This is a genomic window from Quatrionicoccus australiensis, assembly GCF_020510425.1.
Lineage (GTDB): Bacteria > Pseudomonadota > Gammaproteobacteria > Burkholderiales > Rhodocyclaceae > Azonexus > Azonexus australiensis_A.
Map to the genome: position 1 here is coordinate 1,091,796 of NZ_JAHBAH010000001.1, position 23,839 is coordinate 1,115,634.

Here is a 23,839-nt window from a genome sequence, read left to right on the forward strand (position 1 = left end):
CGGTTTCGCCAGGCGCCAATCAGGAATCGCCCTCGCAGGCAGCAGATGACAAAACTCACCGGCTCAATTGTTTGCTGCACTGCAACACCCTATACTCGAACTCTGCCGGCAGATATTCGGAAAACCGCCTTTCTTGGGAAGCAACAGCATGCATGAGAGCCACGAACAACGTTATCTCGTCAATCGCACCTACGATGAAATCCGCATTGGCGACACCTCCAGCCTGACCCGCACCCTGCGCCCGGAAGACGTCAAGCTTTTCGCCATTCTGACCGGCGACATCAATCCGAGCATCGTCGATCCGCAATATTCCGAAAGCGGCATGTTCCGCGAAGTGATTGCGCACGGCATGTGGAGCGGCTCGCTGATCTCGACCGTGCTCGGTACCCAGTTTCCCGGACCGGGCACCATCCTGGTCGATCAGGCGCTGCATTTCGCGCGTCCGGTGACGATCGGCGACACGATCACGATCACCGTCACCGCCAAACAGAAGTTCGATCACAACCGGCATGTCATCTTCGACTGCGTGTGCACCAACCAGGAAGGCCTGCAAGTCGTGCGCGGCACGGCCGAAGTACTAGCCCCGTCGGAAAAAGTCACGCACATGCAGGCCGTGCATATGCCGGAAATCCGCATCGACGACAAATACGAGCGCTACACGCAACTGCTGTCGCGGGTCAAGGGCCTGGAGCCGATCCCGACCGCCGTCGCCCACCCCTGCGACCTGGAATCCCTGAAAGGTCCGGTCATGGCCTTCCAGGCGGGCATCATCGAACCCATCCTGGTCGGCCCGGAAGCCAAGATCCGCTCGGTCGCCGAGGAGTTCGGCATCGACCTGCACGGCATCCGCATCGTCAATGCCGCGCACAGTCACGATTCCGCGGCCATCGCCGTCTCGCTGGTCCGCACCGGCGATGCCGAGGCGCTGATGAAGGGCAGCCTGCATACCGACGAGCTGATGGGCGAGGTTGTCTCGCGCGCCAACGGCCTGCGCACCTCGCGCCGGATCAGTCACGTTTTCGTCATGGATGTGCCGACCTATCACCGGCCGCTGCTGATCACCGATGCGGCAATCAATATCGCACCGACCCTGGAAGACAAGGTCGACATCATCCAGAACGCCATCGAGCTGGCCCACATCATCGGCATCCCGGAACCCAAGGTGGCGATTCTCTCGGCCGTCGAGACGGTCAACCCGAAAATCCAGTCCACTTTGGACGCCGCTGCACTGTGCAAGATGGCTGATCGCGGCCAGATTCGCGGCGGCATCCTGGACGGCCCGCTCGCTTTCGACAATGCCGTTTCCATCGTCGCCGCCAAGACCAAGGGCATCAAATCCGCGGTCGCCGGCCATGCCGAGATTCTCGTCGTACCCGATCTTGAATCCGGCAACATGGTTGCCAAGCAACTCGAATATCTCGCCAACGCCCTGACTGCCGGCATCGTGCTCGGCACCCGGGTCCCCATAGTGCTGACCAGCCGTGCTGACTCGGCCGAAACCCGCACGGCTTCATGCGTCATCGCCGCACTGATTGCCCACGCCAACCGCAACAAAGGAAACGCCTGACATGCAACAGGGTATTCTCACCATCAACGCCGGCTCTTCATCGATCAAATTCGCGCTCTTCCCGCTTGCCCGCCCCATTCTGTCGATCGCCGAAGTCTCGGGCCAGATCGACGGCATCGGCGCCGAAGACACCAAGCTGGTTGCCAAGAACCGCGCCGGCAAACTGATTGCCGAAGAATCGCTGGGCAAGGTCAATCACGACCAGTCCTTCGACGCCCTGCTCAACTGGTTCACCGCCAGCCACCAGGACTGGGAAATCGTCGCCGTCGGCCACCGCGTCGTGCATGGCGGCGAACACTATTCCAAGCCGATCGTCGTCACACCGCATGTGCTGACGCGACTGACCAGCTACTTCCCGCTCGCGCCGCTGCACCAGCCGCACAACGTCGCCGGCATTCTCGCGCTGCAGGCCTTGCTGCCCGAAGTGCCGCAAATCGCCTGCTTCGACACCGCCTTCCATCGCAGCCAGCCCGACGTCGCCCAGATCTTCGGCCTGCCCCGCTCGATCACCGCCGAAGGCGTCAGGCGCTACGGCTTCCACGGTCTGTCCTACGAGTACATCGCGCGCGCCCTGCCGCAACACTCCCGGCGTGCCGACGGCCGCGTCATCGTAGCCCACCTCGGCAACGGCGCCAGCATGGCGGCCATGGTCAATCGCAAGTGCGTCGCCACGACGCTCGGTTTTTCGACCATCGACGGCCTGGTCATGGGCACCCGCTGCGGCAACCTCGACCCCGGTGTCATCCTGCACCTGATGGAAACCAAGGGCCTCAGCGTCAAGGACATGACCAAGATGCTCTACAAGGAATCCGGCCTGCTCGGCGTTTCCGGCATCAGCCAGGACATGCGCACCCTGCTCTCTTCCGACAAGCCGGAAGCCGAGGAAGCGGTTAACCTGTTCTGCTATCGCATCGCCCGCGAACTCGGTTCGCTCGCCGCCGCGGCCGGCGGCATCGATGCCCTGGTATTTACCGGCGGCATCGGCGAACACGCCGCCGAAGTCCGTCGCCGCGTCTGCCTGCTGTCCGAATGGCTGGGCATTCGCGTCAATCCGGAAGCCAACGCCCGTCACGATCTGAATATTGCCGCCGGCACCAGCAGCGTCGACGTGCTGGTTATTCCGACCAACGAAGAGTGGATGATGGCGCATCACGCACAGACCCTGCTCGCCCTTTAACAAAAATATTTTCACCGCAAGCCCCGGTCGCGAAAGCCGCCGGGGCTTTGTTTTTTCGGGCTTTTCAGCAGCATGACAAGGGGGTTGCATGACCGGCACAGAACCCCGTATCTAGTCAACGGATTGTATTGACCTACTAGATATAGTAGATTGTTGGTCATTCAAAAAATCAACAAACCAATCAATGCACACAATGCTGAGGAGCAAAAATTGAGCCCAGTCGCCGAACAACTGTCACTGACCGACATTCCAGCCGCACCCGAATTCGCCCCGCTCGCCGAACAGGAAATCTCGGCTGAAGTCCTGATCGAGAAGTACGCCAAAGGCAAGGAAACCAACGTTCACGACGTGCGTCGTCGCGTCGCCTACGCCCTGGCCCAGATCGAGCAGGAAAAGGATCGCGCGCACTGGGAATCGAAGTTCCTGTGGGCCCAGGAAAACGGTTTCATCCCGGCCGGCCGGATCAATTCCGCCGCCGGTACCGATCTGCAGGCGACCCTGATCAACTGCTTCGTGCAACCGGTCGGCGATTCCATCGTCGAAAACACCGACGGCAAGCCGGGCATCTATACCGCCCTCGCCCAGGCCGCGGAAACCATGCGCCGTGGTGGCGGCGTCGGTTACGACTTTTCCTCCATCCGGCCGCAAGGCGCTCGCGTCAAAGGCACCCAGTCACGCGCCTCCGGCCCGGTGTCGTACATGCGCGTCTTCGACCGCTCCTGCGAAACCGTCGAGTCCGCCGGAGCCCGCCGCGGCGCCCAGATGGGCGTGCTGCGCTGCGACCATCCGGACATCGAGGAATTCATTCACGCCAAGGACAAGGGCGACCTGACCAACTTCAACATCTCGATCGGCGTCACTGATGCCTTCATGGAAGCGGTCGACTGCGATGGCGACGTCGAATTGACCCATCGCGCCGAACCGAACGGCGACATGAAGTCCTCCGGCGCCTTCCAGCGTGAAGACGGCCTGTGGGTCTATCGCAAGGTACGCGCCCGCGATCTGTGGGACCAGGTCATGAAGTCGACCTACGACCACGCCGAACCGGGCATCCTGTTCCTCGATCGCATGAACAAGGACAACAACCTCAATTACTGCGAAGTGATCGAGGCGACCAATCCCTGCGCCGAACAGCCGCTGCCGCCGTACGGCTGCTGCTGCCTGGGTTCGATCAACCTGACCCTGTTCGTGCGTCACCCGTTCTCCGAACAGGCCGAGTTCGATTTCGACGAATTCGCCGAAGTCTGCCGCGTCTCGACCCGCATGCTCGACAACGTGCTCGATGCCACGCACTGGCCGCTCGAGCGCCAGCAGCAGGAAGCCGCCAACAAGCGCCGCGTCGGCCTCGGCTTCACCGGCCTGGGCGATGCCCTGGCTATGCTGCGCCTGCGTTACGACAAGCCGGAAGCCCGTGCCATGGCCACCCGCATCACCGAACACATGCGCGACTCCGCCTACCTGTACTCGGTCGAACTGGCCAAGGAACGCGGCGCCTTCCCGCTGTTCAATGCCGAACTGTATCTGTCCGGTGGTAACTTCGCGTCCCGCCTGCCGGGCGACGTCAAGGCCGAGATCCGCAAGCACGGCCTGCGCAACTCGCACCTGCTGTCGATCGCCCCGACCGGCACCATTTCGCTGGCCTTCGCCGACAACGCATCGAACGGTATCGAACCGCCCTTCTCCTGGACCTACAGCCGCAAGAAGCGCATGCCGGATGGCACGCTCAAGGAATACTCGGTCGAGGACTACGCCTGGCGCCTGTACAAGCACCTCGGCGGCGATGTCAGCAAGCTGCCCGAGTACTTCGTTACCGCCCTGGAAATCTCGGCTGCCGCGCACAAGGACATGGTTGCTGCCGTTGCGCCACATATCGACACCGCCATCTCGAAGACGGTCAACGTGCCGGGCGACTACCCCTACGAAGACTTCCAGGATCTCTACATGAGCGCCTGGAAATCCGGCCTCAAGGGTCTGGCCACCTATCGTCCGAACAGCATCCTGGGTTCCGTTCTCTCCGTCACGCCGGAGCCGAGCAAGGCCGAAGCCGCCGCTGCCGCTGATGCCAAGTCGCCGCAGGATTTCGTCTCTGACGCCAACCGTCGCCTGTCGATCAAGAACCTGCCGGCACCGGTGCTCTCCAGCCTGCGCTGGCCGGGCCGCCCGAACCTGCCGGAAGGCAACCTGTGCTGGACCTACATGCTCGACTCGCCGATCGGTAAGTTTGCGCTGTTCGTCGGCCACGTCGAACCGGAAGGCCGTGCCTGGCCGTTCGAAGTCTGGGCGAACGGCCCGGCCGAACCGCGTGGCCTGGGTGCCGTTGCCAAGACCCTGTCGATGGACATGCGCGCCAACGATCACGGCTGGCTGGAAATGAAGCTGGATGCCCTGGCCAAGACGCCGGGCGACTCCTTCGAACTGCCGATGCCGCCGCATGGCGAACGCAAGCGCGTGCCGTCCGTTGTCTCGGCAATGGCCCAGATCATCCGCTGGCGTTGCGAACAACTCGGCGCCTTCAAGCATGACGGCCCGACGCCGGTGAAGGATGCCCTGTTCAGCGCCAAGGAACCGAAGACCGGCACCGACGGCACGCTGTCCTGGACGGTCGACGTGACCAATCCGTCAAGCGGCGAAGACTTCGTTCTCGGCCTCAAGGAAATCACGCTGCCGGATGGCGTCACCCGCCCCTACTCGATGTGGCTGGCCGGCAACTACCCGCGCGCCCTCGATGGCCTGTGCAAGCTGCTGTCGCTCGACATGCGCGTGCTCGACCCGGCCTGGATCGGCATGAAGCTGCGCAAGCTGCTCGACTATCCGGAACCGCTCGGCGATTTCATGGCCTTCGTACCGGGTTCGCGCAAGCAGCAGACCTATCCATCCACGGTCGCCTACATCGCCAACCTGATCATCCATCGCTACTCGATGCTCGGCATCCTCGATGACAAGGGCTTCCCGCTCCAGCAGATGGGCATCCTTGAAGCGCCGGAAGACAGTTCCAGCAACAAGGTGCTGCCGACGCAGGGCAAGCTCTGTGGCGAGTGCGGCAACCACACGATGATCCGCAAGGATGGCTGTGACTTCTGTACAGCCTGCGGCGCGGTCGGAACCTGCGGCTAAGTTCAGGCTGCGACAAAGAAAACGCCCCGGAAAACCGGGGCGTTTTGCATTTCTGGGCAGGAAAACCTGAATCCGGAATTCCGCCTTTTCCAGCGGTCGACCGCTGGAAAAGGCCATTTTTGCTCAGGGCTTGTCCAGCCAGAACAAGGAGGTGATGGTCTTGGCATCGGTGATCCGGCCATCCCAGACCGCCTGCTTGGCATCCGCAGGGGACAATTCGACGACCTCCAGGAACTCGTTGTGATCCAGCTCCTGCGCGCCGGCCGGATGCAGGCCGCGCGCTGCGAAAATTTCGATGCGCTCGTCCGAGTAGCCGATGCAGGGATGCATCACGCCGAGGTATTCCCAGTCGCTCGCTTCGTAGCCGGTTTCTTCGCGCAATTCGCGGCGGGCGGTATCGAGGATCGCTTCGCCCGGATCAATCTTGCCCGCCGGCAACTCAAGGAAAACGCGGCGTAGCGGGTAGCGGAACTGGCGCTCGAACAACAGATTGCCGTTGGGCAGGAAAGCCAGGATGACGACGGCGCCGGGATGCACGATGTATTCGCGCACCGACTCATTGCCGTCGGGCAGCCGCACAGAGTCCTTGCGAACGTTGAGCAGGCAACCCTTGAACACGCTTTCCGATGTGATCTCGGATTCAATCAGGTGACTATCGTGCGACATGTATCGACTCCACAAAGTAAAACGCCCCGACAAGCGGGGCGTTCAATTCAGATCGGGGTACTACTCAAAGCGAGCGCAGCAGTGCATAGGCACACAGCGACATGATCATCTGCGGGAAGATCCCGAAGCCGGCTACCGCCAGACCATTCACCGAAACCAGAATCTTCATGTCGAGACCGGCAGCGATCGGCGTTTCGTCGGCCGGCGCATCGAAGTACATCAGCTTGACCACACGCAGATAGTAGAAGGCACCGATTAGCGAGAACAGCACTGCGACGATGGCCAGCCACATGTAACCGGCTGCGACGACTGCCTGCAGCACCGAGAACTTAGCGAAGAAGCCGATAAAGAACGGCACACCCGCCATCGAGAACATCAGCATCAGCATGACGCCGGCGAACCACGGGCTACGCTTGTTGAGCCCCTTGAAATCTTCAAGGTTATCGGCCTCGAAGCCGGCACGCGACATCAGCAGGATCATGCCGAAAGTACCGGCCGACATCATCACGTAAGCGATGACGTAGAACATGGCAGAGCTGTAGGCATTGAGCGCATAGCGCGCATCGCCGCTGACCACGCCGGTGGTGATGCCGAGCAGCATGAAGCCCATGTGCGAAATCGCGGAATAGGCCAGCATGCGCTTCAGATTGGTCTGGGCAATGGCGGCGAGATTACCGATTGCCATGGACAGCACGGAAAGGATGATCAGCATCATCTGCCAGTCGGCAGCCATGGTGATCAGGCCATTGACCAGCAGGCGCATGACGATGGCGAACGCAGCCAGCTTCGGGGCGGAACCGATGAACAGCGTGACCGAGGTCGGGGCGCCGTGATAGACGTCAGGAATCCACATATGGAACGGCACCACGCCAAGCTTGAAGGCCAGGCCGGAAACCAGGAAGACCAGGCCAAAGACCAGCACGCTCTTGTTGACACCGCCACTCAGCAAACGCTCGCCGACACCGGTGATTTCCAGCGTACCGGTGGCGCCGTAGATCATCGACATGCCGTAGAGAAGCAGGCCGGAAGCCAGGGCGCCGAGCACGAAATACTTCATCGCAGCTTCGGTTGAAGTCGCCGAGTCGCGATTCATCGCCACCATTGCATAGAGCGACAGGGAGAGCAGTTCCAGACCAAGATAGATGGTCAGGAAATGATTGGCGGAAATCATCACCATCATGCCCAGCGTCGCGAACAGCGTCAGTACGTAGTATTCGCCCTTGTTCATGGTCGGACGTTCGATGATGTAGCCACGCGAGTAGAACATCACAACGATGACGGTCATGTACAGGAAGAGCTTCAGCAGGTCGGACATCAGATCGTCGACAAACATGTTGCTGAAGGTATAGACGATCTCGCCGGTACTGCTTCCGAACTGGAGCAGTGCACAGCCGACCAGGGTCAGCTGGGTCAGCACGAAGGTCACCGTACGACGGCTATCCTTGACCAGCAGGTCGATCATCAAAATGGCCAGGGCCATGACCGCCAGGAAAATTTCCGGAGCGGCGGGCAGGAGATCGGGAACAACGAAATTGTCGAACATGTCGGCTACCGTTTAGTGAATCTTGCTGATGTTGACGTGATTCAGCAGCTCGTTGACCGAAGCGTGCATGACTTCCGTGAAGGGTTGCGGATAGAGACCCATACCCAGCGTGCAGAGGGCAAGCACGCCAAGAATGGCAAACTCGCGCTTGTTGATATCGCTCATCTCGGCCACGTGGTGGTTGGCAACATCGCCGAAGACCACGCGCTTGTACATCCACAAGGTGTAGGCAGCGCCGACGATCAGCGAGCTGGCGGCAGCGAAGGCAACCCAGAAATTAAGTTTGACGGCACCCAGAATGATCATGAATTCGCCGATGAAGCCGGAGGTAGCCGGCAAACCGGCGTTGGCCATCGAGAACAGCATGAACAGGGCAGCGAACTTCGGCATGGTATTGACCACACCGCCGTAATCGGCAATTTGCCGGCTATGCACGCGGTCATACATGACGCCAATACAGAAGAACATGGCGCCCGACACGAAACCGTGCGAAACCATCTGAACCAGAGCGCCTTCGATACCGATCGCGCTGAACAGGAAGAAACCCAGGGTCACAAAGCCCATGTGCGCGATCGACGAATAGGCCACCAGCTTCTTCATGTCGGACTGAACCAGTGCGACAAAGCCGATATAAACCACAGCGATCAGCGACAGGCCGATGACCAGACTCGACAACTCATGCGAGGCATCCGGCGCGATCGGCAGCGAGAACCGCAGGAAACCGTAAGCACCGAGCTTCAGGGCGATCGCGGCCAGCACGATGGAACCACCGGTCGGCGCTTCGACGTGAGCATCCGGCAACCAGGTATGCACCGGCCACATCGGCACCTTGACCGCAAAGGAAATCATGAAGGCCAGGAAAATCCAGATCTGCGGACCAAGTTGCAGCGGCAGCTTGTGCCATTCGAGAATCGAGAAACTGCCGCCCGACTGGATGAACAGATACATCAGGGCAATCAGCAGAAGCAGGGAACCGAACAGGGTATAGAGGAAGAACTTGAAAGCGGCGTATACACGCTTCGGGCCGCCCCAGATACCGATGATCAGGTAGAGCGGGATCAGCGAAGCTTCGAAGAAGACATAGAACAGCACTCCGTCAAGCGAGGTGAAAATACCGTTCATCAAACCGGACATGATCAGGAAAGCCGCGTTGTACTGGGCAACCTTGTTCTGGATCACTTCCCAGCCTGCCGCAACAACAATGATCGTGATGAAGGCATTGAGCAGCACGAAGAGCATCGAAATGCCGTCAACCCCGAGGTGATAGTTGATATTGAAGCGGGGAATCCAGGTCTTCAGTTCGACGAACTGCATGCCGCCATTGGCAACATCAAAACCGGTCCACAACGGGATCGTGACCAGAAAGCCGACAACAGCGACCAACAGCGCAGTGGCACGCGCCTTGGAGTCATCACCCAGACTGCCGGCGACAAGTACGCCAAAGCCGCCGAAAATCGGGATCCAGATGGCAAGTGAGAGCAGGTAATTCGACATGTTTTTCCTTGGTACTCTGCGGGCTCTACGATCAGGCGCGGAATATCGACCAGGTCATCAGCGCAAAGAGGCCGATGATCATGGTGAAAGCGTAGTGATAGACGTAACCGGTCTGGAACAGACGGGCTATCGATGAAATCCATCCGACCAGGCGGGCGGAACCATTGACGATCATGCCGTCGATGATGGCCACATCGCCAACCTGCCAGAAGGTCTTGCCCAGCAGACGGGCACCACCGGCGAAAACGACTTCGTTGATCTTGTCGAAGTAGTACTTGTTTTCAAACAGCGTGTTGATTGCCGAGAAACGACGCTGAATCGCTGCAGGGATATCCGGACGCTTCATGTAGAAGAACCAGGAGAGGGCGACCCCAGCGAAAGCCAGGATGAAGGGCAGACTGGTGAAAGCATGCGTAGCCATGCCGAACGCGTCGTGGAAGTGCTCGTGGAAGTGTTCCGCCAGGTGTTCCATCGCCGGGTGAGCTTCGTTATCGACAAAGATCACGCCCTTGAAGTATTCGCCGTAGAGCATCGGCTCAATGGCAAAGAAACCGATGGCAAGCGACGGAATAGCCAGCAGGACGAGCGGCAGCGTGACAACCCACGGCGTTTCATGCGGCTTCTGACCCGGGGCCAGACCGTGATGTTCATGCGCATCGTGCGCGTCATCATGATCGCCGTGGGCGTCATGGGCATCGGCGTCATGCGCAGCGTGATGATCATCGTGATGGGCATCTGCCTTGCCGAAACGTTCTTCGCCGTGGAAGACGAGGAAGTACATCCGGAAGGAGTAGAAGGCGGTTACGAAGACACCTGCCAGTACGGCAAAGTATGCAAAGCCGGCACCGGGAATATGCGACAGCTCAACCGCTTCGATGATCGAATCCTTCGAATAGAAGCCCGACAGGAAGGGCGTACCGATCAGGGCCAGCGAACCGACCAGCGAGGTCAGCCAGGTGATCGGCATGTACTTGCGCAGGCCGCCCATGTTGCGGATGTCCTGATCGTGGTGCATGCCGATGATGACAGAACCGGCGGCAAGGAACAGCAGCGCCTTGAAGAAAGCGTGCGTCATCAGGTGGAAGATGGCGACCGAGTAGGCGGAGGCACCCAGTGCGACCGTCATGTAACCGAGCTGCGACAGCGTCGAGTAGGCGACGACGCGCTTGATGTCGTTCTGGATGATGCCGAGGAAGCCCATGAACAGCGCGGTGATTGCACCGATGATCAGAACGAAGGACAGGGCCGTCGTCGACAGTTCGAACAGCGGCGACATGCGCGACACCATGAAAATACCGGCAGTCACCATGGTTGCAGCGTGAATCAGCGCGGAAATCGGGGTCGGGCCTTCCATCGAGTCCGGCAGCCAGACATGCAGCGGAACCTGAGCTGACTTGCCCATGGCGCCGATGAACAGGCAGATACAGGTGACGCTGAGCAGCGACCACTCGGCCGAACCCCAGATGTTGATCGTCTTAGTGGCCAGCTCCGGTGCCTTGGCAAACACGGTGGCGTAATCGAGCGAACCGAAGTGGGCCAGAACCAGACCAATGCCGAGAATGAAGCCAAAGTCACCGACGCGATTGACCAGGAAGGCCTTCATGTTGGCGAAGATCGCCGTCGGACGGGTATACCAGAAACCGATCAGCAGGTAGGAAACCAGACCAACCGCTTCCCAGCCGAAGAAGAGTTGCATGAAATTATTGCTCATCACCAGCATCAGCATGGAGAAAGTGAACAACGAGATGTAGCTGAAGAAACGGTTGTAACCCGGGTCTTCCTGCATGTAACCGATGGTGTAGATGTGCACCATCAACGACACGAAGGTGACAACCAGCATCATCGTGGTAGTCAGCGTGTCGATCAGGAAACCGACTTCAAACTTGTAATCACCGGTAGTCAGCCAGGTATAAACCGGGCCGTTGAAGGTGTGACCGGCCTGCACGTCCTTAAAGATGATCAGGGACAGGACGAAGGCAGCACCAACCCCGGCGATGGTGACGGTATGCGCCAGCCAACGCGGAATCACGCGACAAAAAAGGCCGGCAATCATCGCGCCGAACAACGGCGCGAGCGGGACGAGCAGGTAAAGTTTCTGCATTTCCATGGTTAACCCTTCAGGCTGTCCAGGTCATCCACATGGATGCTCTTGAGGTTGCGGAACAGCACGATCAGTATGGCGAGGCCAATGGCAGATTCGGCTGCGGCGACAGTCAGAATGAAAAAGACGAAGATCTGGCCGGACAAGTCCTGCAGGTAGTGCGAAAAGGCCACGAAATTCATGTTGACCGCCAGGAGCATCAGTTCGATGGCCATCAGCAACACCAGCAGGTTCTTCCGGTTAAGAAAGATGCCGACAACGCTGATCGCGAAGAGGATCGCGCCCAGAATCAGGAAATGCGAGAGTGACAGAGTTAGCATGGTCTTCCCGGGGTTCAGTCTTTTTCAACCGGCATCTGCAGCACGCGGACGCGATCCTTCGCCTTGACGAAGACCTGCTGATTCGGGTTGGTGTACTTGGTCTTCTTGGGACCACGGTAGGTCAGAACAATCGCTGCGATCATGCCGACGAGCAGCACGATGGAAGCGAGTTCAAACGGATAGACATATTCGCTGAACATCAGCGCGCCAATACTCTTGGTATTGGAAATACCGGCCGGCACCAGCGCTTCTGCGGCCGGCACCTGGAAATACTTGCTGCCCAGCACCAGGCCCATCTCGAGGACCATCAGCAGGCCAAGGATGGCCCCCAGCGGCAGGTAGTTCCAAAAACCCTGACGAATGCGATCCATGTTGATGTCGAGCATCATCACGACAAACAGGAACAGCACCATGACCGCCCCGACGTAGACGAGGATGATGGCGATGGCCAGGAATTCGGCCTGCAGCAAAGCCCAGATACCGCCACAGGTGAAGAAGGCGAGAATCAGGTGCAGGGCGGCGTGGACCGGATTACGGGCAGTAATCACGCGCAGGCTGGCGACGATTAGTATCGCCGACAGGAAGAAGAAGACCAGAGTCTGAAAATCCATCACGTGTTCCCGTTATCGGTAGGAAGCATCAAGGGCACGGTCCTTGGCGATCTGATCTTCATAACGATCGCCATTGGCCAGCAACATCTGCTTCGTGTAGTACAGGTCACCACGCTTCTCGCCGTGGTACTCGAAAACGCGGGTCTCGACGACCGCATCGACCGGACAGGCTTCCTCGCAGAAGCCGCAGAAGATGCACTTGGTCAGATCGATGTCGTAACGCGTCGTACGGCGCGAACCATCGTCACGCGGCTCGGCCTCGATGGTGATCGCCATCGCCGGACAGATCGCTTCGCACAGTTTGCAGGCGATGCAACGCTCTTCCCCGTTCGGGTAGCGGCGCAGGGCGTGCAGACCGCGGAAACGGAAGCTCTGCGGCGTTTTTTCCTCGGGATATTGAACGGTGATCTTGCGGGCAAAGAAATACTTGCCGGTCACCGCCATACCTTTCAACAGCTCCTTGAGGAGCAGGCTGTTGAAGATTTCCTTCATCGAACCCATCAGTCTCTCCTCACTTCCAGATATTCAGCGGGGACATCATCCAGCATCCCACGACAACGAGCCAAACCAGGCAAACCGGCACGAACACTTTCCAGCCCAGACGCATCAGCTGGTCGTAGCGATAACGCGGGAAGGTGGCACGGAACCAGAGGAACAGGAAGAGAATCGCGGCAACCTTGGCAAACAGCCAGAGAATGCCATCCGGCAGGAAACCGACCGGAGACAACCAACCGCCGAGGAACATGATCGAGGTCAGCGTGGAGACCAGAATCATGTTGCCGTATTCGGCCAAGAAGAATACCGCGAAGGCCATGCCCGAATACTCAACGTGGAAACCGGCAACGATTTCCGATTCACCTTCGCAAACGTCGAACGGCGCACGGTTGGTTTCGGCAACCCCGGAGATCAGGTAAACCAGGAACATCGGGAACAGCGGCAACCAGTTCCATGAAAGGAAACCCAGGCCCCAGTCGGCAAAACGACCATGTTCCTGCGCATGCACGATGCTGACCAGGTTCAGGCTGTTGGACACCATCAGCACACAGATCAGCGCGAAGCCCATCGAGATTTCGTAGGAAACCATCTGGGCCGCGGCACGCATGGCACCAAGGAAAGCGTACTTGGAGTTGGATGCCCAGCCCGACAGGATGATGCCGTAGACGCCCATCGAGGTGATGGCCATGATGTAAAGCAGGCTGGCATCGATATTGGCAAGCACCAGCGTATCGGTGAAAGGCACGACAGCCCAGGCAGCCAGCGCCGGCGCGATGGCCAGCATCGGCGCAATGATGAAGATCGCCTTGTTGGCACCGCTCGGCACCACGATTTCCTTCATCAACAGCTTCAGACCGTCGGCGATCGGCTGGATCAAGCCCCAGGGACCAACCCGGTTCGGACCGATACGAACCTGCATGTAGCCGATCACCTTGCGTTCCGCCCAGGTCAGATAGGCAATGCTCAGCATCAGCGGGGCAACGATCAGGACGATCTTGAGCAGGGTCCAGACGGCAGGCCAGGCACCACCAAAGATACCCAGACCGAAATTCATCAGTGCGTCCATTTATGCACGCTCCACGGTAATCAGGCCAAACATCTCGCCAAGACCGGCGGTCGAGGCATGCGCCGCGGCAACACGGATGCAACCGAGCGGTACATTGTTGTCTGCCTTGGCGGTCAGGACGGCCTCGCCGCTGCCCTGCTTCAGGCGAACCGGTGAACCGGCCACCAAACCAAGCTGCGCCAGGGTTTGTTCATTGATGCGGGCGCTGGGTGCGACACCATCAGCAGTCTGTTGCAACGCCGGCGAACGACGAGCCATCGGATCGGCAAAGTTGATCGGCACATCGGCAATACGTTGCAGGCCTTCAACACCGGACGGCAGTTGAATTGCGACGCCGTTCAAACCATTGTCGAGGTTGGCGACAAACTCGGCATCCTTGCCAAGCACTTCGTCACGCACCGCTTCGCTGGATTCGTAAGCAAAACCATCGAGGGTCAGGACGTTGCCGAGAACACGCAACAACTTCCAGGCCGGACGGGCATCGCCGCGGGCCTTGACGACACCATTGAAGCTCTGGACACGACCTTCGATATTCACGAAGGTACCCGCCGTTTCGGTATAAGGCGCAATCGGCAGGATCACATCGGCGTATTCGAGGGCAAGATCATTCTTGAAAGCCGAAGCGAAGACGACCAGACTGGCCTGCTTCAATGCAGCAAACGCAACTTGCGGGTTCGCATAATCGAATTCCGGTTCGATGCCGAGCAGGAAGTAGGCCTTGCGCGGCTGTTCGAACATCTGACGTGCATTGGCACCGGACGGCAGGGCCCAGCCAGAATGACCACCAACGACGTTGGCGGCTTCACCAAGGAAGCCGACGGTGGCACCGGTCAGCTTGCCGAGTTCAAGCGCCAAGGCATGCAACTGGGTGGCTTGCGCCGACTGCGTCGCAACATTGCCGAGGAAGACTGCGCGCTTTTCGCCTTCAAGAAGGCTCTGTGCGATCTTCTTGCTGGTTTCGCAAACAGCGACGCCTTCCAGACCGGCCGGAACGGCAGTGCCCTTGAGTTCGGCAGCTGCTTTGACCACGGCAGCCAGCGACTGCGCCAGTTGCGCGGGGGCAACCGTGAGGTTGGCGTGCAACTGGATCAGTTGATCGTCGGAAGTCACCGACAACAGGCTGACCTTGGTAAATTTCTTGGCGGCCTGACGCAGGCGCTGGGCGATCAGCGGATGATCCTTGCGCAGGAAGGAACCGACGACGAGGGCGGCATCAAGATCCTTGATGTCGGCAAGCTTGAGGCCTAGCCACGGCGTACCGGCGCGCTTGAAATCGGTACCGAAGTCGAGCTGACGCGGACGGAAATCGACATTGCCGCTACCCAGGCCCTTGAAGACCTTGCCCAGCAGATAAAGTTCTTCCAGCGTCGACGCCGGCGATGCCAGCGCAGCGATCGCGTCCCCACCGTGATTGCGAGCAACGTCTTTGAGACCATGCGCGACGTAGTCGAGTGCCACATTCCAGTCGACTTCACGCCACTCGCCACCCTGCTTGACCAAGGGCTTGGTAAGGCGCTGATCGGAACTCAGGGACTGGTAAGAGAAACGCTCCTTGTCGGAGATCCAGCACTCATTGACCGCTTCGTTTTCGCGCGGCAGGACGCGCATCACATTGTCGTGCTTGACCTGGACAACTAGGTTGGCACCGACGGAATCGTGCGGGCTGACCGACTTGCGGCGCTGCAACTCCCACGAGCGGGCGGTGTAGCGGAAAGGCTTGGAAGTCAAGGCGCCGACCGGACAGAGATCGATCATATTGCCCGACAATTCGGAGTCGACCGTACGACCGAGGAAGGTCGTAATTTCGGAATGCATGTTGCGATTGGCCATGCCAAGCTCCATGATCCCGGCCACTTCCTGACCAAAGCGAACGCAACGGGTGCAGTGAATGCAACGGCTCATCTCTTCCATGGAGATCAGCGGCCCGACATTCTTGTGGAACACCACGTGTTTCTCTTCGGTATACCGACTCTTCATCGGACCATAACCGACCGACATGTCCTGCAGCTGACATTCGCCGCCCTGATCGCAGATCGGGCAATCCAGCGGATGGTTGATAAGCAGGAATTCCATCACCCCCTTCTGTGCCTTGACGGCCAGTTCGGAGTGGGTAAATACCTTCATGCCGTTGGTCACCGGCGTCGCACAGGCAGGCAGCGGCTTCGGTGCCTTTTCCACCTGCACAAGACACATGCGGCAGTTGGCGGCAATCGATAATTTTTTGTGGTAGCAGAAATGCGGAATGTAAACCCCAACCTGCTGCGCGGCGTCCATCACCGTGCTGCCGTCAGGCACTTGCGCTTTCTTGCCGTCGATCTCGATTTCTAGCATGTCGCTACCTTGTAGCCAGTTCTTTCGTATCTATCGCTTGGAAGGAGGGGCTTAAGCCGCCACCTTGTGGAAACCACTACCCGCCCATTGCACATCCTTGGGCACCAGACAGGTCTTGTGCTCGATGTGGTATTCGAACTCGCTGCGGAAATGCTTCAGGAAACTCTGCACCGGGAAGGCAGCAGCGTCACCGAGCGCACAGATCGTGCGACCGGAGATATTTCCCAAAACGCTGCCCAGCAGGTCGAGGTCTTCGGGTTTGCCCAGACCGTTTTCGATCCGGTGAATAATCTTGTACATCCAGGCCGTACCTTCACGACAGGGCGTACATTGACCGCAGGACTCCTCGTGGTAGAAGAATGACAGTCGTTCCAGAGCCTTGACCATGCAGACCGTCTCATCCATGACGATCACGGCACCCGAACCGAGCATCGAGCCGCCCTTGCTGATCGAGTCGTAATCCATGGTGCAGTCCATGATCACGCTGGCCGGCATAACCGGGGCAGACGAGCCACCGGGAATGACTGCCTTGAGCTTGCGCCCGCCGCGCATGCCGCCACACATTTCGAGCAGGGTGGCGAACGGTGTACCAAGCGGAATTTCGTAATTCCCGGGCCGATTGACATGACCCGAAACAGAGAACAGCTTGGTGCCGCCGTTATTGGGCTTACCCAGATTGAGGAACTCTTCGCCACCCATTTTCAGGATAAAGGGAATGGAAGCGAAGGTTTCAGTGTTGTTGATCGTCGTCGGCTTGCCATACAGGCCAAAGGAGGCCGGGAATGGCGGCTTGAAGCGCGGTTGGCCCTTCTTGCCTTCGATCGATTCGAGCAGCGCGGTTTCCTCGCCACAGATGTAGGCACCATAACCATGATGGGCAAACAGCTCGAAGTTGAACTCTGAACCGAGAATCTTCTGGCCGATGAAGCCGGCTGCGCGAGCTTCGTCGAGCGCAGCTTCAAAGCGCTGGTAAATTTCCCAGATTTCGCCGTGAACATAGTTGTAGCCGCGGGTTGCGCCCATTGCGTAGGCTGCTATGGCCATGCCTTCAATCACCGCATGCGGGTTGTAGGCCATGATATCGCGGTCCTTGAAGGTCCCCGGCTCACCCTCATCGGTGTTGCAGACTATGTACTTGTCACCAGGAAAGGAGCGCGGCATGAATGACCACTTAAGGCCAGTCGGGAAGCCAGCACCGCCACGACCACGCAAAACCGATTTCTTGACCTCAGCAATGACATCTTCCTGCGACAGCTTGTCAGCAAGGATGCGACGCAATTGCGAATAACCGCCACGCGCCACGTAGTCCTGCAGGCGCCAGGTCTTGTCGCCATCCAGACCTTCCATCAGGACGCCGTTGATCGAACCGAGCATCGTCATTATTTGAGCTCCTCGAGCAGCTTGTCGATCTGTTCCGGATGCATGTGGCTGCACATCGAGCGGTTGTTCACGATAAAGACCGGTGCGTCGCCACAGGCGCCCATGCACTCGCCCTCTTTCAGCGTAAATTTGCCGTCGGCAGTGGTCTCACCGTAGCCAATACCGAGCTTCTTTTGCACGTATTCGCCGGCATGGTAGCCACCGGACAGCGCACAGGGGAGGTTCGTACAGATCGTGATCTTGTACTTCCCAACCGGCTTGAGGTCATACATGTTGTAGAAGGAAGCCACTTCGTAGGCCGCCATCGGCGGCATACCAAGATAAACGGCGACAGCCTCGATCACTTCGGGAGGCAGCCAGCCCTTTTCTTCCTGGGCGTGAGCGAGACAGGCCATGACCGCCGACTGTTTCTGTTCGGCGGGGTATTTGGCGACTTCGCGCGCAAATTTCTGGAGGGTTTCAGCGGAAAACATCAGCGGTCGATCTCGCCAAAAACAATATCCTGGGAACCGATAATCGTAACGACGTCGGCAAGCATGTGGCCTCTGGACATCTCATCCATACCAGCCAGATGGACATAGCCCGGCGCACGAATCTTCATCCGGTACGGCTTGTTCGCCCCATCGGAAATGAAGTAGATGCCGAACTCGCCCTTCGGGTGTTCTACAGCGGAATACGCCTCGCCAGCCGGAACATGAATACCTTCAGTGAAAAGCTTGAAATGGTGAATCAGCTCTTCCATGTTGGACTTCATGCCTTCGCGCGAAGGCGGTGCAACCTTGTGATTCTCGGTGATCACCGGGCCGGGGTTGACACGCAGCCAGGCAATACATTGCTTGATGATCTTGTTTGACTGGAGCATTTCCTCCATCCGAACCAGATAACGGTCATAGCTGTCGCCATTGACGCCCACCGGCACATCGAAATCAACCTTGTCATAAGCAGCATACGGCTGCTTCTTGCGCAAATCCCAGGCAATACCGGAACCGCGCAACATCGCTCCGGTAAAGCCCATCTGCCTGGCACGCTCGGGGGTCACCACACCGACGTTGACCAGACGCTGCTTCCAGATCCGGTTGTCGGTCAGCAACGTGTGATATTCGCTGTGATAGGTCGGGAAACGATCGGTGAAATCTTCGAGAAAATCGAGCAGAGAACCACTGCGATTCTCGTTGAGTTCCCCCGCCTTCTTGGCACTGGTCCAGGTCGAAGCTTCATATTGCGGCATGCGATCCGGCAAGTCGCGATAAACACCACCCGGCCGGTAATAGGCAGCATGCAAACGAGCCCCGGAGACCGCCTCATAGGCGTCCATCAGGTCCTCGCGCTCACGGAAGGTATAAAGCGCCATGGTCATCGCACCAACGTCGAGTGCGTGACAACCGATCCACAACAAGTGATTCAGGATGCGGGTGACTTCGTCAAACATCGTGCGAATGTACTTGCCGCGCTCCGGCACCTCGATACCGAGCAACTTCTCCGTCGCCAGACAGTAAGCGTGCTCGTTACACATCATCGACACGTAGTCGAGACGATCCATGTAAGGAACAGACTGAACCCAAGTACGGGTTTCCGCCAGTTTCTCGGTAGCACGATGCAACAGACCGATATGCGGATCGGCACGCTGAACGACTTCGCCATCCAACTCAAGCACCAGACGCAGCACACCGTGCGCCGCCGGGTGTTGCGGACCGAAGTTCAGGGTGAAATTACGGATGTCAGCCATGAGCAGTATCCCCGAAAGTGTCTTCGCGCACGATGCGCGGAGTGTTTTCGCGCGGCTCGATGGTCACCGGCTGATAAATAACACGCGCCTGATCGGGGTCGTAGCGCATCTCGACGTGGCCCGAAATAGGAAAATCCTTGCGGAAAGGATGACCAATAAATCCGTAATCCGTAAGAATGCGGCGCAGGTCATCATGCCCAACGAAAGCAATGCCATACAGATCAAAGGCTTCGCGTTCGAACCAATTGACACTGGTCCAGACCCCGGTTACGGATGCAACCGCCGGGAAATCATCATCCTCGGCAAAAACACGAACTCGCAAACGCCAGTTATTGGCAAGCGAGAGCAGATGCGACACAGCGGCAAAACGCTTGCCCTGCCAAGCCCCATCACCATAAGTGGAGTAATCGACGCCACACAGATCGATCAACTCTTCAAAGCCCAACTCGGCCTCGTCGCGCAGCGTCTGCATTACGGAAAGATAATCGGCAGCGGCAACCTCGATGGTCACCTCACCCAAAGCAAGCTTCTGCGACAAAATCTTGTCACCAAAGTGCTTCTGTAAGTTCTGGCTAAGCGTTTCCAGCTTGGCGGACATAGTGATCAGCCTTGGCAATTAACGGGCGATGGTATTGGTACGACGAATCTTGTTTTGCAGCTGAATAATGCCGTACAACAAGGCCTCTGCCGTCGGGGGACAACCAGGTACGTAAATATCAACCGGCACAATCCGGTCACAACCACGCACCACAGAATAGGAGTAATGATAGTAGCCACCGCCATTGGCACAAGAGCCCATGGAGATAACCCAGCGCGGCTCAGCCATCTGGTCATAGACCTTGCGCAAGGCAGGCGCCATCTTGTTGGTCAGGGTACCCGCCACGATCATCACATCAGACTGACGCGGACTAGGGCGAAAAACAACCCCAAAACGATCCAGATCGTAACGCGCACAACCCGCATGAATCATCTCGACCGCACAACAAGCCAGACCAAAAGTCATCGGCCACATCGAGCCGGTACGCATGTAATTGATCAGCTTGTCAGCCGTCGTGGTGACAAAACCCTCTTGGAGAATTCCCTCAATGGACATGCTTTATTCCCATTCCAGCGCACCCTTGGCCCAGGCATACACATAGCCAACGACCAGAATGGCGACAAAAACCAGCATTTCGATGAAACCGAACAACTTGATCGATTCGGTCGCGACGATATCTTTGAAAATCGTCGCCCAAGGGAAGAGGAAAGCGATTTCCAGATCAAACAAGATAAAAAGAATGGCTATCAGGTAATAGCGCACATCGAACTTCATGCGCGCATCTTCGAAAGCCTCAAAGCCGCACTCGTAGGGAGAAAGCTTCTCCGGATCAGGCTTGCTAGGCGCAAGCACAAAACCCATTGCAACGGGCAGAACACCCACTGCAACACCCACCAGAACGAACATCAGGATTGGAAAGTAGTTTTCCATGACCCGCCGCCAATATTCAGTTTCTTGTAAGAAACAGCAAACCTTTCGGTCACTGCCCATTTATTGGTGCCGACGGCGAGACTCGAACTCGCACAGCTTGCGCCACTACCCCCTCAAGATAGCGTGTCTACCAATTTCACCACGTCGGCACTGCATTTTTGACCCAACCGGCGAGGAAACTCTGCCAGGCAGACCATACTACTTACTTAGGTACGTCTTTCGCCTTGGAACCCGCGCCAGCAGACGCTGCCGAAGAATCCCCCGCAGCCGGAACCGGCTGCGAAACCGCCTGCGATTGTACCGTTTCTTCCATCACACTACCAGTCGTTTTTGGCTTGCTGGAAGCAACATAAGCCAACGCCAGACTGGTAACAAAAAACACCGCAGCCAAAACACCGGTCGTCCGACTGAGAAAATTAGCCGAACCCGACGAACCGAACAAACTACCGGAAGCTCCGCTACCAAAAGCAGCCCCCATATCGGCACCCTTACCATGCTGCATCAGCACCAGACCGATAATGGCCAGCGCAACCAGAATATGCACCGTCAAAACAACAGAGAAGAACCAGTTCATTTCACCGCCCATCAATTTGCCGCACGGCAAATCGCAAGAAAATCATCCGCCACCAACGCCGCCCCACCGATCAAACCGCCATCGATATTGGACTGCGCAAACAATTCCAGCGCATTCTGTGGCTTGACACTACCACCATAAAGAATGCGCAAGCCCTCAGCAACCACCGAATCAAGCCCGGCAAACTGCAGACGAATCGCCGCATGCACGGCCTCCGCCTGAGCAGGGGAAGCCGTCAAACCGGTACCAATCGCCCAGACCGGCTCATAAGCAACAACCATGCGGGCAAAACTCTCGACACCCACACAATCAATTACCACATGCAACTGCCGGGCAACCACGGCAAGAGTTTCTCCAGCCTCGCGCTCCGCCAGCGTTTCGCCAACACAAAGCACGGGCTGCATTCCCGCCGCCAGAACAGCCTGGCACTTGTGCGCCACCACCAGATCGCTTTCGCCATACAAGGCACGCCGCTCGGAATGCCCAACAATGACAAAAGAACAACCCAGCTCAGCCAGCATGAAGGCCGAAACCTCACCCGTAAAAGCACCAGCAGCATGCTCACTTACATTTTGCGCCCCAAGAGCCACTCGCGAATCAACAAGCCGCTCCGCCACCTGAGACAAATAAGGGAAAGGCACACAGACAAGCACATCACAAGCAACACCTGGCAAACCGTCAGCAATCTGATCGAGCAAAGCCGCATTCGCCTGGAGACCACCATGCATCTTCCAGTTCCCGGCAACAAGCTTTTTCCGCATAGATCAGTCAGCCTCGGTTGGCAAAAACCTTCGGATTATAGCTGCCAGCGTGAATTAGGGTCAAGGCAACACAGCCTCAAGAAGGATGCACCGCCTCGCGCACCACCGTCGCCAACTCTTCGGCGGCCGCGACAACCATCGCGGCATCTTCACCCTCAACCATGACGCGCAGCAACGGCTCCGTACCCGAAGCCCGCAACAACACCCGCCCTCTTCCTTCCATTCGCCGCTCGACCTCTGCCAGCGCAGACTGAATAGCGGGATCGTCGCGCCAGGGAAAACCTTTGACGATAGGCACATTGATCAGCTTCTGCGGATATAGCTCCAGCCCTGCCAGCAACTCTCGCAAGCTACCCCCTGCCTCGCGCAAGGCAGCCAGCACTTGCAATGCAGCCACGGTACCGTCGCCGGTCGTATGCCTGTCCATCGCAAGAATATGACCGGAGTTCTCGCCGCCGTACAGCCAACCACGTTCATTGAGCATTTCAACAACGTAGCGATCGCCAACTGCAGCCCTTCCGAAAGGTATCCCCATTTTTGCCAGCGCATGCTCAAGCGCCAGATTCGTCATCAAAGTCCCGGCAACGCCACTCACCCGGCCATGTCGCGCCCGGTTGCATACGATGGCATAGAGCAACTGGTCGCCGTCATACAGACGACCACCGGCATCAACCATCTGAATCCGGTCAGCATCCCCGTCAAGCGCAACGCCGAGATCGGCACGCTGCGCCAGCACGGCATCACATAGCGCCTGCGGCGCGGTTGCCCCAAAGCCATCGTTGATATTCAAGCCGTTGGGCTGCACCCCGATGCGAACCACTTCGGCACCAAGTTCGTGAAACACATCCGGAGCCGTGTGGTAAGCAGCGCCATGCGCACAATCAACGACAATTTTCAGGCCCCGCAAGTCAAGATCATTGGGGAAGGTGCTCTTGCAGAATTCGATGTAACGCCCGCGCGCATCATCGATACGCCGCGCCCGCCCAAGATCGGCAGGCGCCACACAGGCCATAGGCTGATCAATCGCCGCCTCGATCGCATGCTCGATAGCATCCGGCAGCTTGGTTCCTTGTGCCGAAAAAAACTTGATCCCGTTATCGTAGTAGGGGTTGTGCGACGCCGAAATCACGATCCCCGCCTGCAAACGAAGGGCGCGAGTCAAATAGGCCACAGCAGGGGTCGGCATCGGCCCAACCAGACAGACATCGACACCGGCCGCGGCAAATCCCGCTTCCAGGGCCGATTCGAGCATATAGCCGGAGAGCCGGGTATCCTTGCCGATCAGCACGGAAGGACGTTCGCCCACCGGCATCTTGGCACTCTCCGCCAGGACCTTGCCTGCCGCATAACCAAGCCGCATGACGAAATCGGGCGTAATCGGCGCAACCCCCACCCGACCACGAATACCATCCGTTCCAAAATATTTTCTAGACATTTTCTTCTCC

The 23,839-nt window shown here is 58.2% G+C and carries 21 protein-coding genes and 1 tRNA gene; 3 read left to right on the forward strand and 19 right to left on the reverse strand.

Annotation, left to right across the window (positions count from 1 at the left end):
• Nucleotides 1–148 precede the first annotated feature (148 nt).
• The 3 genes from KIG99_RS05355 to KIG99_RS05365 all read left to right on the forward strand — a co-directional run bounded on the left by KIG99_RS05355 (nt 149) and on the right by KIG99_RS05365 (nt 5,858).
• Nucleotides 149–1,567, forward strand: a complete 1,419-nt coding sequence (locus KIG99_RS05355; RefSeq protein ID WP_226459205.1) for a bifunctional enoyl-CoA hydratase/phosphate acetyltransferase — start codon at nt 149–151, stop codon at nt 1,565–1,567.
• A 1-nt stretch (nt 1,568) separates the two neighbouring features.
• Nucleotides 1,569–2,744, forward strand: a complete 1,176-nt coding sequence (locus KIG99_RS05360; RefSeq protein WP_226459206.1) for an acetate/propionate family kinase — start codon at nt 1,569–1,571, stop codon at nt 2,742–2,744.
• Between the two features lie 231 nt (nt 2,745–2,975).
• Nucleotides 2,976–5,858: an adenosylcobalamin-dependent ribonucleoside-diphosphate reductase gene (locus tag KIG99_RS05365; protein WP_404817901.1), complete on the forward strand. Its 2,883-nt coding sequence runs from the start codon at nt 2,976–2,978 to the stop codon at nt 5,856–5,858.
• Between the two features lie 123 nt (nt 5,859–5,981).
• Here KIG99_RS05365 and KIG99_RS05370 read toward each other — a convergent pair whose 3' ends face one another.
• The 19 genes from KIG99_RS05370 to glmM all read right to left on the reverse strand — a co-directional run bounded on the left by KIG99_RS05370 (nt 5,982) and on the right by glmM (nt 23,829).
• Nucleotides 5,982–6,524 (reverse strand): NUDIX domain-containing protein, encoded by a 543-nt coding sequence (locus tag KIG99_RS05370; protein ID WP_226459208.1) that lies wholly within the window; start codon nt 6,522–6,524, stop codon nt 5,982–5,984.
• A 64-nt stretch (nt 6,525–6,588) separates the two neighbouring features.
• Nucleotides 6,589–8,067, reverse strand: a complete 1,479-nt coding sequence (nuoN, locus tag KIG99_RS05375) for an NADH-quinone oxidoreductase subunit NuoN (protein ID WP_226459209.1) — start codon at nt 8,065–8,067, stop codon at nt 6,589–6,591.
• A gap of 12 nt (nt 8,068–8,079) precedes the next feature.
• Nucleotides 8,080–9,561 carry an NADH-quinone oxidoreductase subunit M gene (locus KIG99_RS05380; RefSeq protein WP_226459210.1) on the reverse strand — a complete coding sequence of 494 codons (1,482 nt, stop codon included), beginning with the start codon at nt 9,559–9,561 and terminating at the stop codon, nt 8,080–8,082.
• 31 nt (nt 9,562–9,592) lie between these two features.
• Entirely contained in the window at nt 9,593–11,668 is a 2,076-nt protein-coding gene (gene nuoL, locus KIG99_RS05385; protein WP_226459211.1) for an NADH-quinone oxidoreductase subunit L, read from the reverse strand.
• A 2-nt stretch (nt 11,669–11,670) separates the two neighbouring features.
• Nucleotides 11,671–11,982: an NADH-quinone oxidoreductase subunit NuoK gene (gene nuoK / locus KIG99_RS05390; protein WP_203467144.1), complete on the reverse strand. Its 312-nt coding sequence runs from the start codon at nt 11,980–11,982 to the stop codon at nt 11,671–11,673.
• 14 nt (nt 11,983–11,996) lie between these two features.
• The gene (locus KIG99_RS05395) at nt 11,997–12,593 is read right to left on the reverse strand and encodes an NADH-quinone oxidoreductase subunit J (RefSeq protein ID WP_226459212.1); all 597 of its coding nucleotides are present in this window, start codon (nt 12,591–12,593) and stop codon (nt 11,997–11,999) included.
• Between the two features lie 12 nt (nt 12,594–12,605).
• Complete coding sequence (nuoI, locus tag KIG99_RS05400) at nt 12,606–13,094, reverse strand: NADH-quinone oxidoreductase subunit NuoI (protein WP_226440974.1); 489 nt, start codon at nt 13,092–13,094, stop codon at nt 12,606–12,608.
• 10 nt (nt 13,095–13,104) lie between these two features.
• On the reverse strand, nt 13,105–14,154 hold the full coding sequence (nuoH, locus tag KIG99_RS05405) for an NADH-quinone oxidoreductase subunit NuoH (protein WP_226459213.1): 1,050 nt from the start codon (nt 14,152–14,154) through the stop codon (nt 13,105–13,107).
• Nucleotides 14,155–16,485, reverse strand: coding sequence for an NADH-quinone oxidoreductase subunit NuoG (nuoG, locus tag KIG99_RS05410; protein WP_226459214.1), 2,331 nt, complete (start codon nt 16,483–16,485; stop codon nt 14,155–14,157). It lies immediately after the preceding gene.
• A 51-nt stretch (nt 16,486–16,536) separates the two neighbouring features.
• Nucleotides 16,537–17,865, reverse strand: coding sequence for an NADH-quinone oxidoreductase subunit NuoF (nuoF, locus tag KIG99_RS05415; protein ID WP_226459215.1), 1,329 nt, complete (start codon nt 17,863–17,865; stop codon nt 16,537–16,539).
• Nucleotides 17,865–18,338, reverse strand: coding sequence for an NADH-quinone oxidoreductase subunit NuoE (gene nuoE, locus KIG99_RS05420; RefSeq protein WP_226459216.1), 474 nt, complete (start codon nt 18,336–18,338; stop codon nt 17,865–17,867). Before nuoE ends, nuoF begins: the two co-directional genes overlap by 1 nt.
• Nucleotides 18,338–19,591: an NADH-quinone oxidoreductase subunit D gene (locus KIG99_RS05425; RefSeq protein WP_226459217.1), complete on the reverse strand. Its 1,254-nt coding sequence runs from the start codon at nt 19,589–19,591 to the stop codon at nt 18,338–18,340. The genes nuoE and KIG99_RS05425 overlap by 1 nt, the downstream gene beginning before the upstream one ends.
• On the reverse strand, nt 19,584–20,189 hold the full coding sequence (locus KIG99_RS05430; protein ID WP_226459218.1) for an NADH-quinone oxidoreductase subunit C: 606 nt from the start codon (nt 20,187–20,189) through the stop codon (nt 19,584–19,586). Before KIG99_RS05430 ends, KIG99_RS05425 begins: the two co-directional genes overlap by 8 nt.
• Nucleotides 20,190–20,207: 18 nt before the next feature.
• Nucleotides 20,208–20,684 carry a NuoB/complex I 20 kDa subunit family protein gene (locus KIG99_RS05435; protein WP_226440981.1) on the reverse strand — a complete coding sequence of 159 codons (477 nt, stop codon included), beginning with the start codon at nt 20,682–20,684 and terminating at the stop codon, nt 20,208–20,210.
• A 3-nt stretch (nt 20,685–20,687) separates the two neighbouring features.
• On the reverse strand, nt 20,688–21,059 hold the full coding sequence (ndhC, locus tag KIG99_RS05440; RefSeq protein WP_226459219.1) for an NADH-quinone oxidoreductase subunit A: 372 nt from the start codon (nt 21,057–21,059) through the stop codon (nt 20,688–20,690).
• A gap of 64 nt (nt 21,060–21,123) precedes the next feature.
• Nucleotides 21,124–21,208: transfer RNA gene (locus tag KIG99_RS05445), tRNA-Leu, on the reverse strand.
• Nucleotides 21,209–21,261: 53 nt separating this feature from the next.
• Nucleotides 21,262–21,633: a preprotein translocase subunit SecG gene (secG, locus tag KIG99_RS05450; protein WP_404817870.1), complete on the reverse strand. Its 372-nt coding sequence runs from the start codon at nt 21,631–21,633 to the stop codon at nt 21,262–21,264.
• A gap of 11 nt (nt 21,634–21,644) precedes the next feature.
• Nucleotides 21,645–22,394, reverse strand: coding sequence for a triose-phosphate isomerase (gene tpiA / locus KIG99_RS05455; protein WP_226459221.1), 750 nt, complete (start codon nt 22,392–22,394; stop codon nt 21,645–21,647).
• A gap of 76 nt (nt 22,395–22,470) precedes the next feature.
• Nucleotides 22,471–23,829: a phosphoglucosamine mutase gene (gene glmM, locus KIG99_RS05460; RefSeq protein WP_226459222.1), complete on the reverse strand. Its 1,359-nt coding sequence runs from the start codon at nt 23,827–23,829 to the stop codon at nt 22,471–22,473.
• Between the last annotated feature and the right edge of the window lie 10 nt (nt 23,830–23,839).

Bases quoted from the DNA above. Each gene is read 5' to 3' on its own strand.
- tpiA (WP_226459221.1), bottom strand. From the start codon at position 22,394: ATGCGGAAAAAGCTTGTTGCCGGGAACTGGAAGATGCATGGTGGTCTC.
- ndhC (WP_226459219.1), bottom strand. From the start codon at position 21,059: ATGGAAAACTACTTTCCAATCCTGATGTTCGTTCTGGTGGGTGTTGCA.
- KIG99_RS05435 (WP_226440981.1), bottom strand. From the start codon at position 20,684: ATGTCCATTGAGGGAATTCTCCAAGAGGGTTTTGTCACCACGACGGCT.
- KIG99_RS05360 (WP_226459206.1), top strand. From the start codon at position 1,569: ATGCAACAGGGTATTCTCACCATCAACGCCGGCTCTTCATCGATCAAA.
- nuoG (WP_226459214.1), bottom strand. From the start codon at position 16,485: ATGCTAGAAATCGAGATCGACGGCAAGAAAGCGCAAGTGCCTGACGGC.
- KIG99_RS05425 (WP_226459217.1), bottom strand. From the start codon at position 19,591: ATGGCTGACATCCGTAATTTCACCCTGAACTTCGGTCCGCAACACCCG.
- nuoF (WP_226459215.1), bottom strand. From the start codon at position 17,865: ATGACGATGCTCGGTTCGATCAACGGCGTCCTGATGGAAGGTCTGGAT.
- nuoE (WP_226459216.1), bottom strand. From the start codon at position 18,338: ATGTTTTCCGCTGAAACCCTCCAGAAATTTGCGCGCGAAGTCGCCAAA.
- nuoH (WP_226459213.1), bottom strand. From the start codon at position 14,154: ATGGACGCACTGATGAATTTCGGTCTGGGTATCTTTGGTGGTGCCTGG.
- KIG99_RS05395 (WP_226459212.1), bottom strand. From the start codon at position 12,593: ATGGATTTTCAGACTCTGGTCTTCTTCTTCCTGTCGGCGATACTAATC.
- KIG99_RS05355 (WP_226459205.1), top strand. From the start codon at position 149: ATGCATGAGAGCCACGAACAACGTTATCTCGTCAATCGCACCTACGAT.
- KIG99_RS05430 (WP_226459218.1), bottom strand. From the start codon at position 20,189: ATGTCCGCCAAGCTGGAAACGCTTAGCCAGAACTTACAGAAGCACTTT.
- nuoI (WP_226440974.1), bottom strand. From the start codon at position 13,094: ATGGGTTCGATGAAGGAAATCTTCAACAGCCTGCTCCTCAAGGAGCTG.
- nuoN (WP_226459209.1), bottom strand. From the start codon at position 8,067: ATGTTCGACAATTTCGTTGTTCCCGATCTCCTGCCCGCCGCTCCGGAA.
- secG (WP_404817870.1), bottom strand. From the start codon at position 21,633: ATGAACTGGTTCTTCTCTGTTGTTTTGACGGTGCATATTCTGGTTGCG.
- nuoK (WP_203467144.1), bottom strand. From the start codon at position 11,982: ATGCTAACTCTGTCACTCTCGCATTTCCTGATTCTGGGCGCGATCCTC.
- nuoL (WP_226459211.1), bottom strand. From the start codon at position 11,668: ATGGAAATGCAGAAACTTTACCTGCTCGTCCCGCTCGCGCCGTTGTTC.
- KIG99_RS05370 (WP_226459208.1), bottom strand. From the start codon at position 6,524: ATGTCGCACGATAGTCACCTGATTGAATCCGAGATCACATCGGAAAGC.
- KIG99_RS05380 (WP_226459210.1), bottom strand. From the start codon at position 9,561: ATGTCGAATTACCTGCTCTCACTTGCCATCTGGATCCCGATTTTCGGC.
- glmM (WP_226459222.1), bottom strand. From the start codon at position 23,829: ATGTCTAGAAAATATTTTGGAACGGATGGTATTCGTGGTCGGGTGGGG.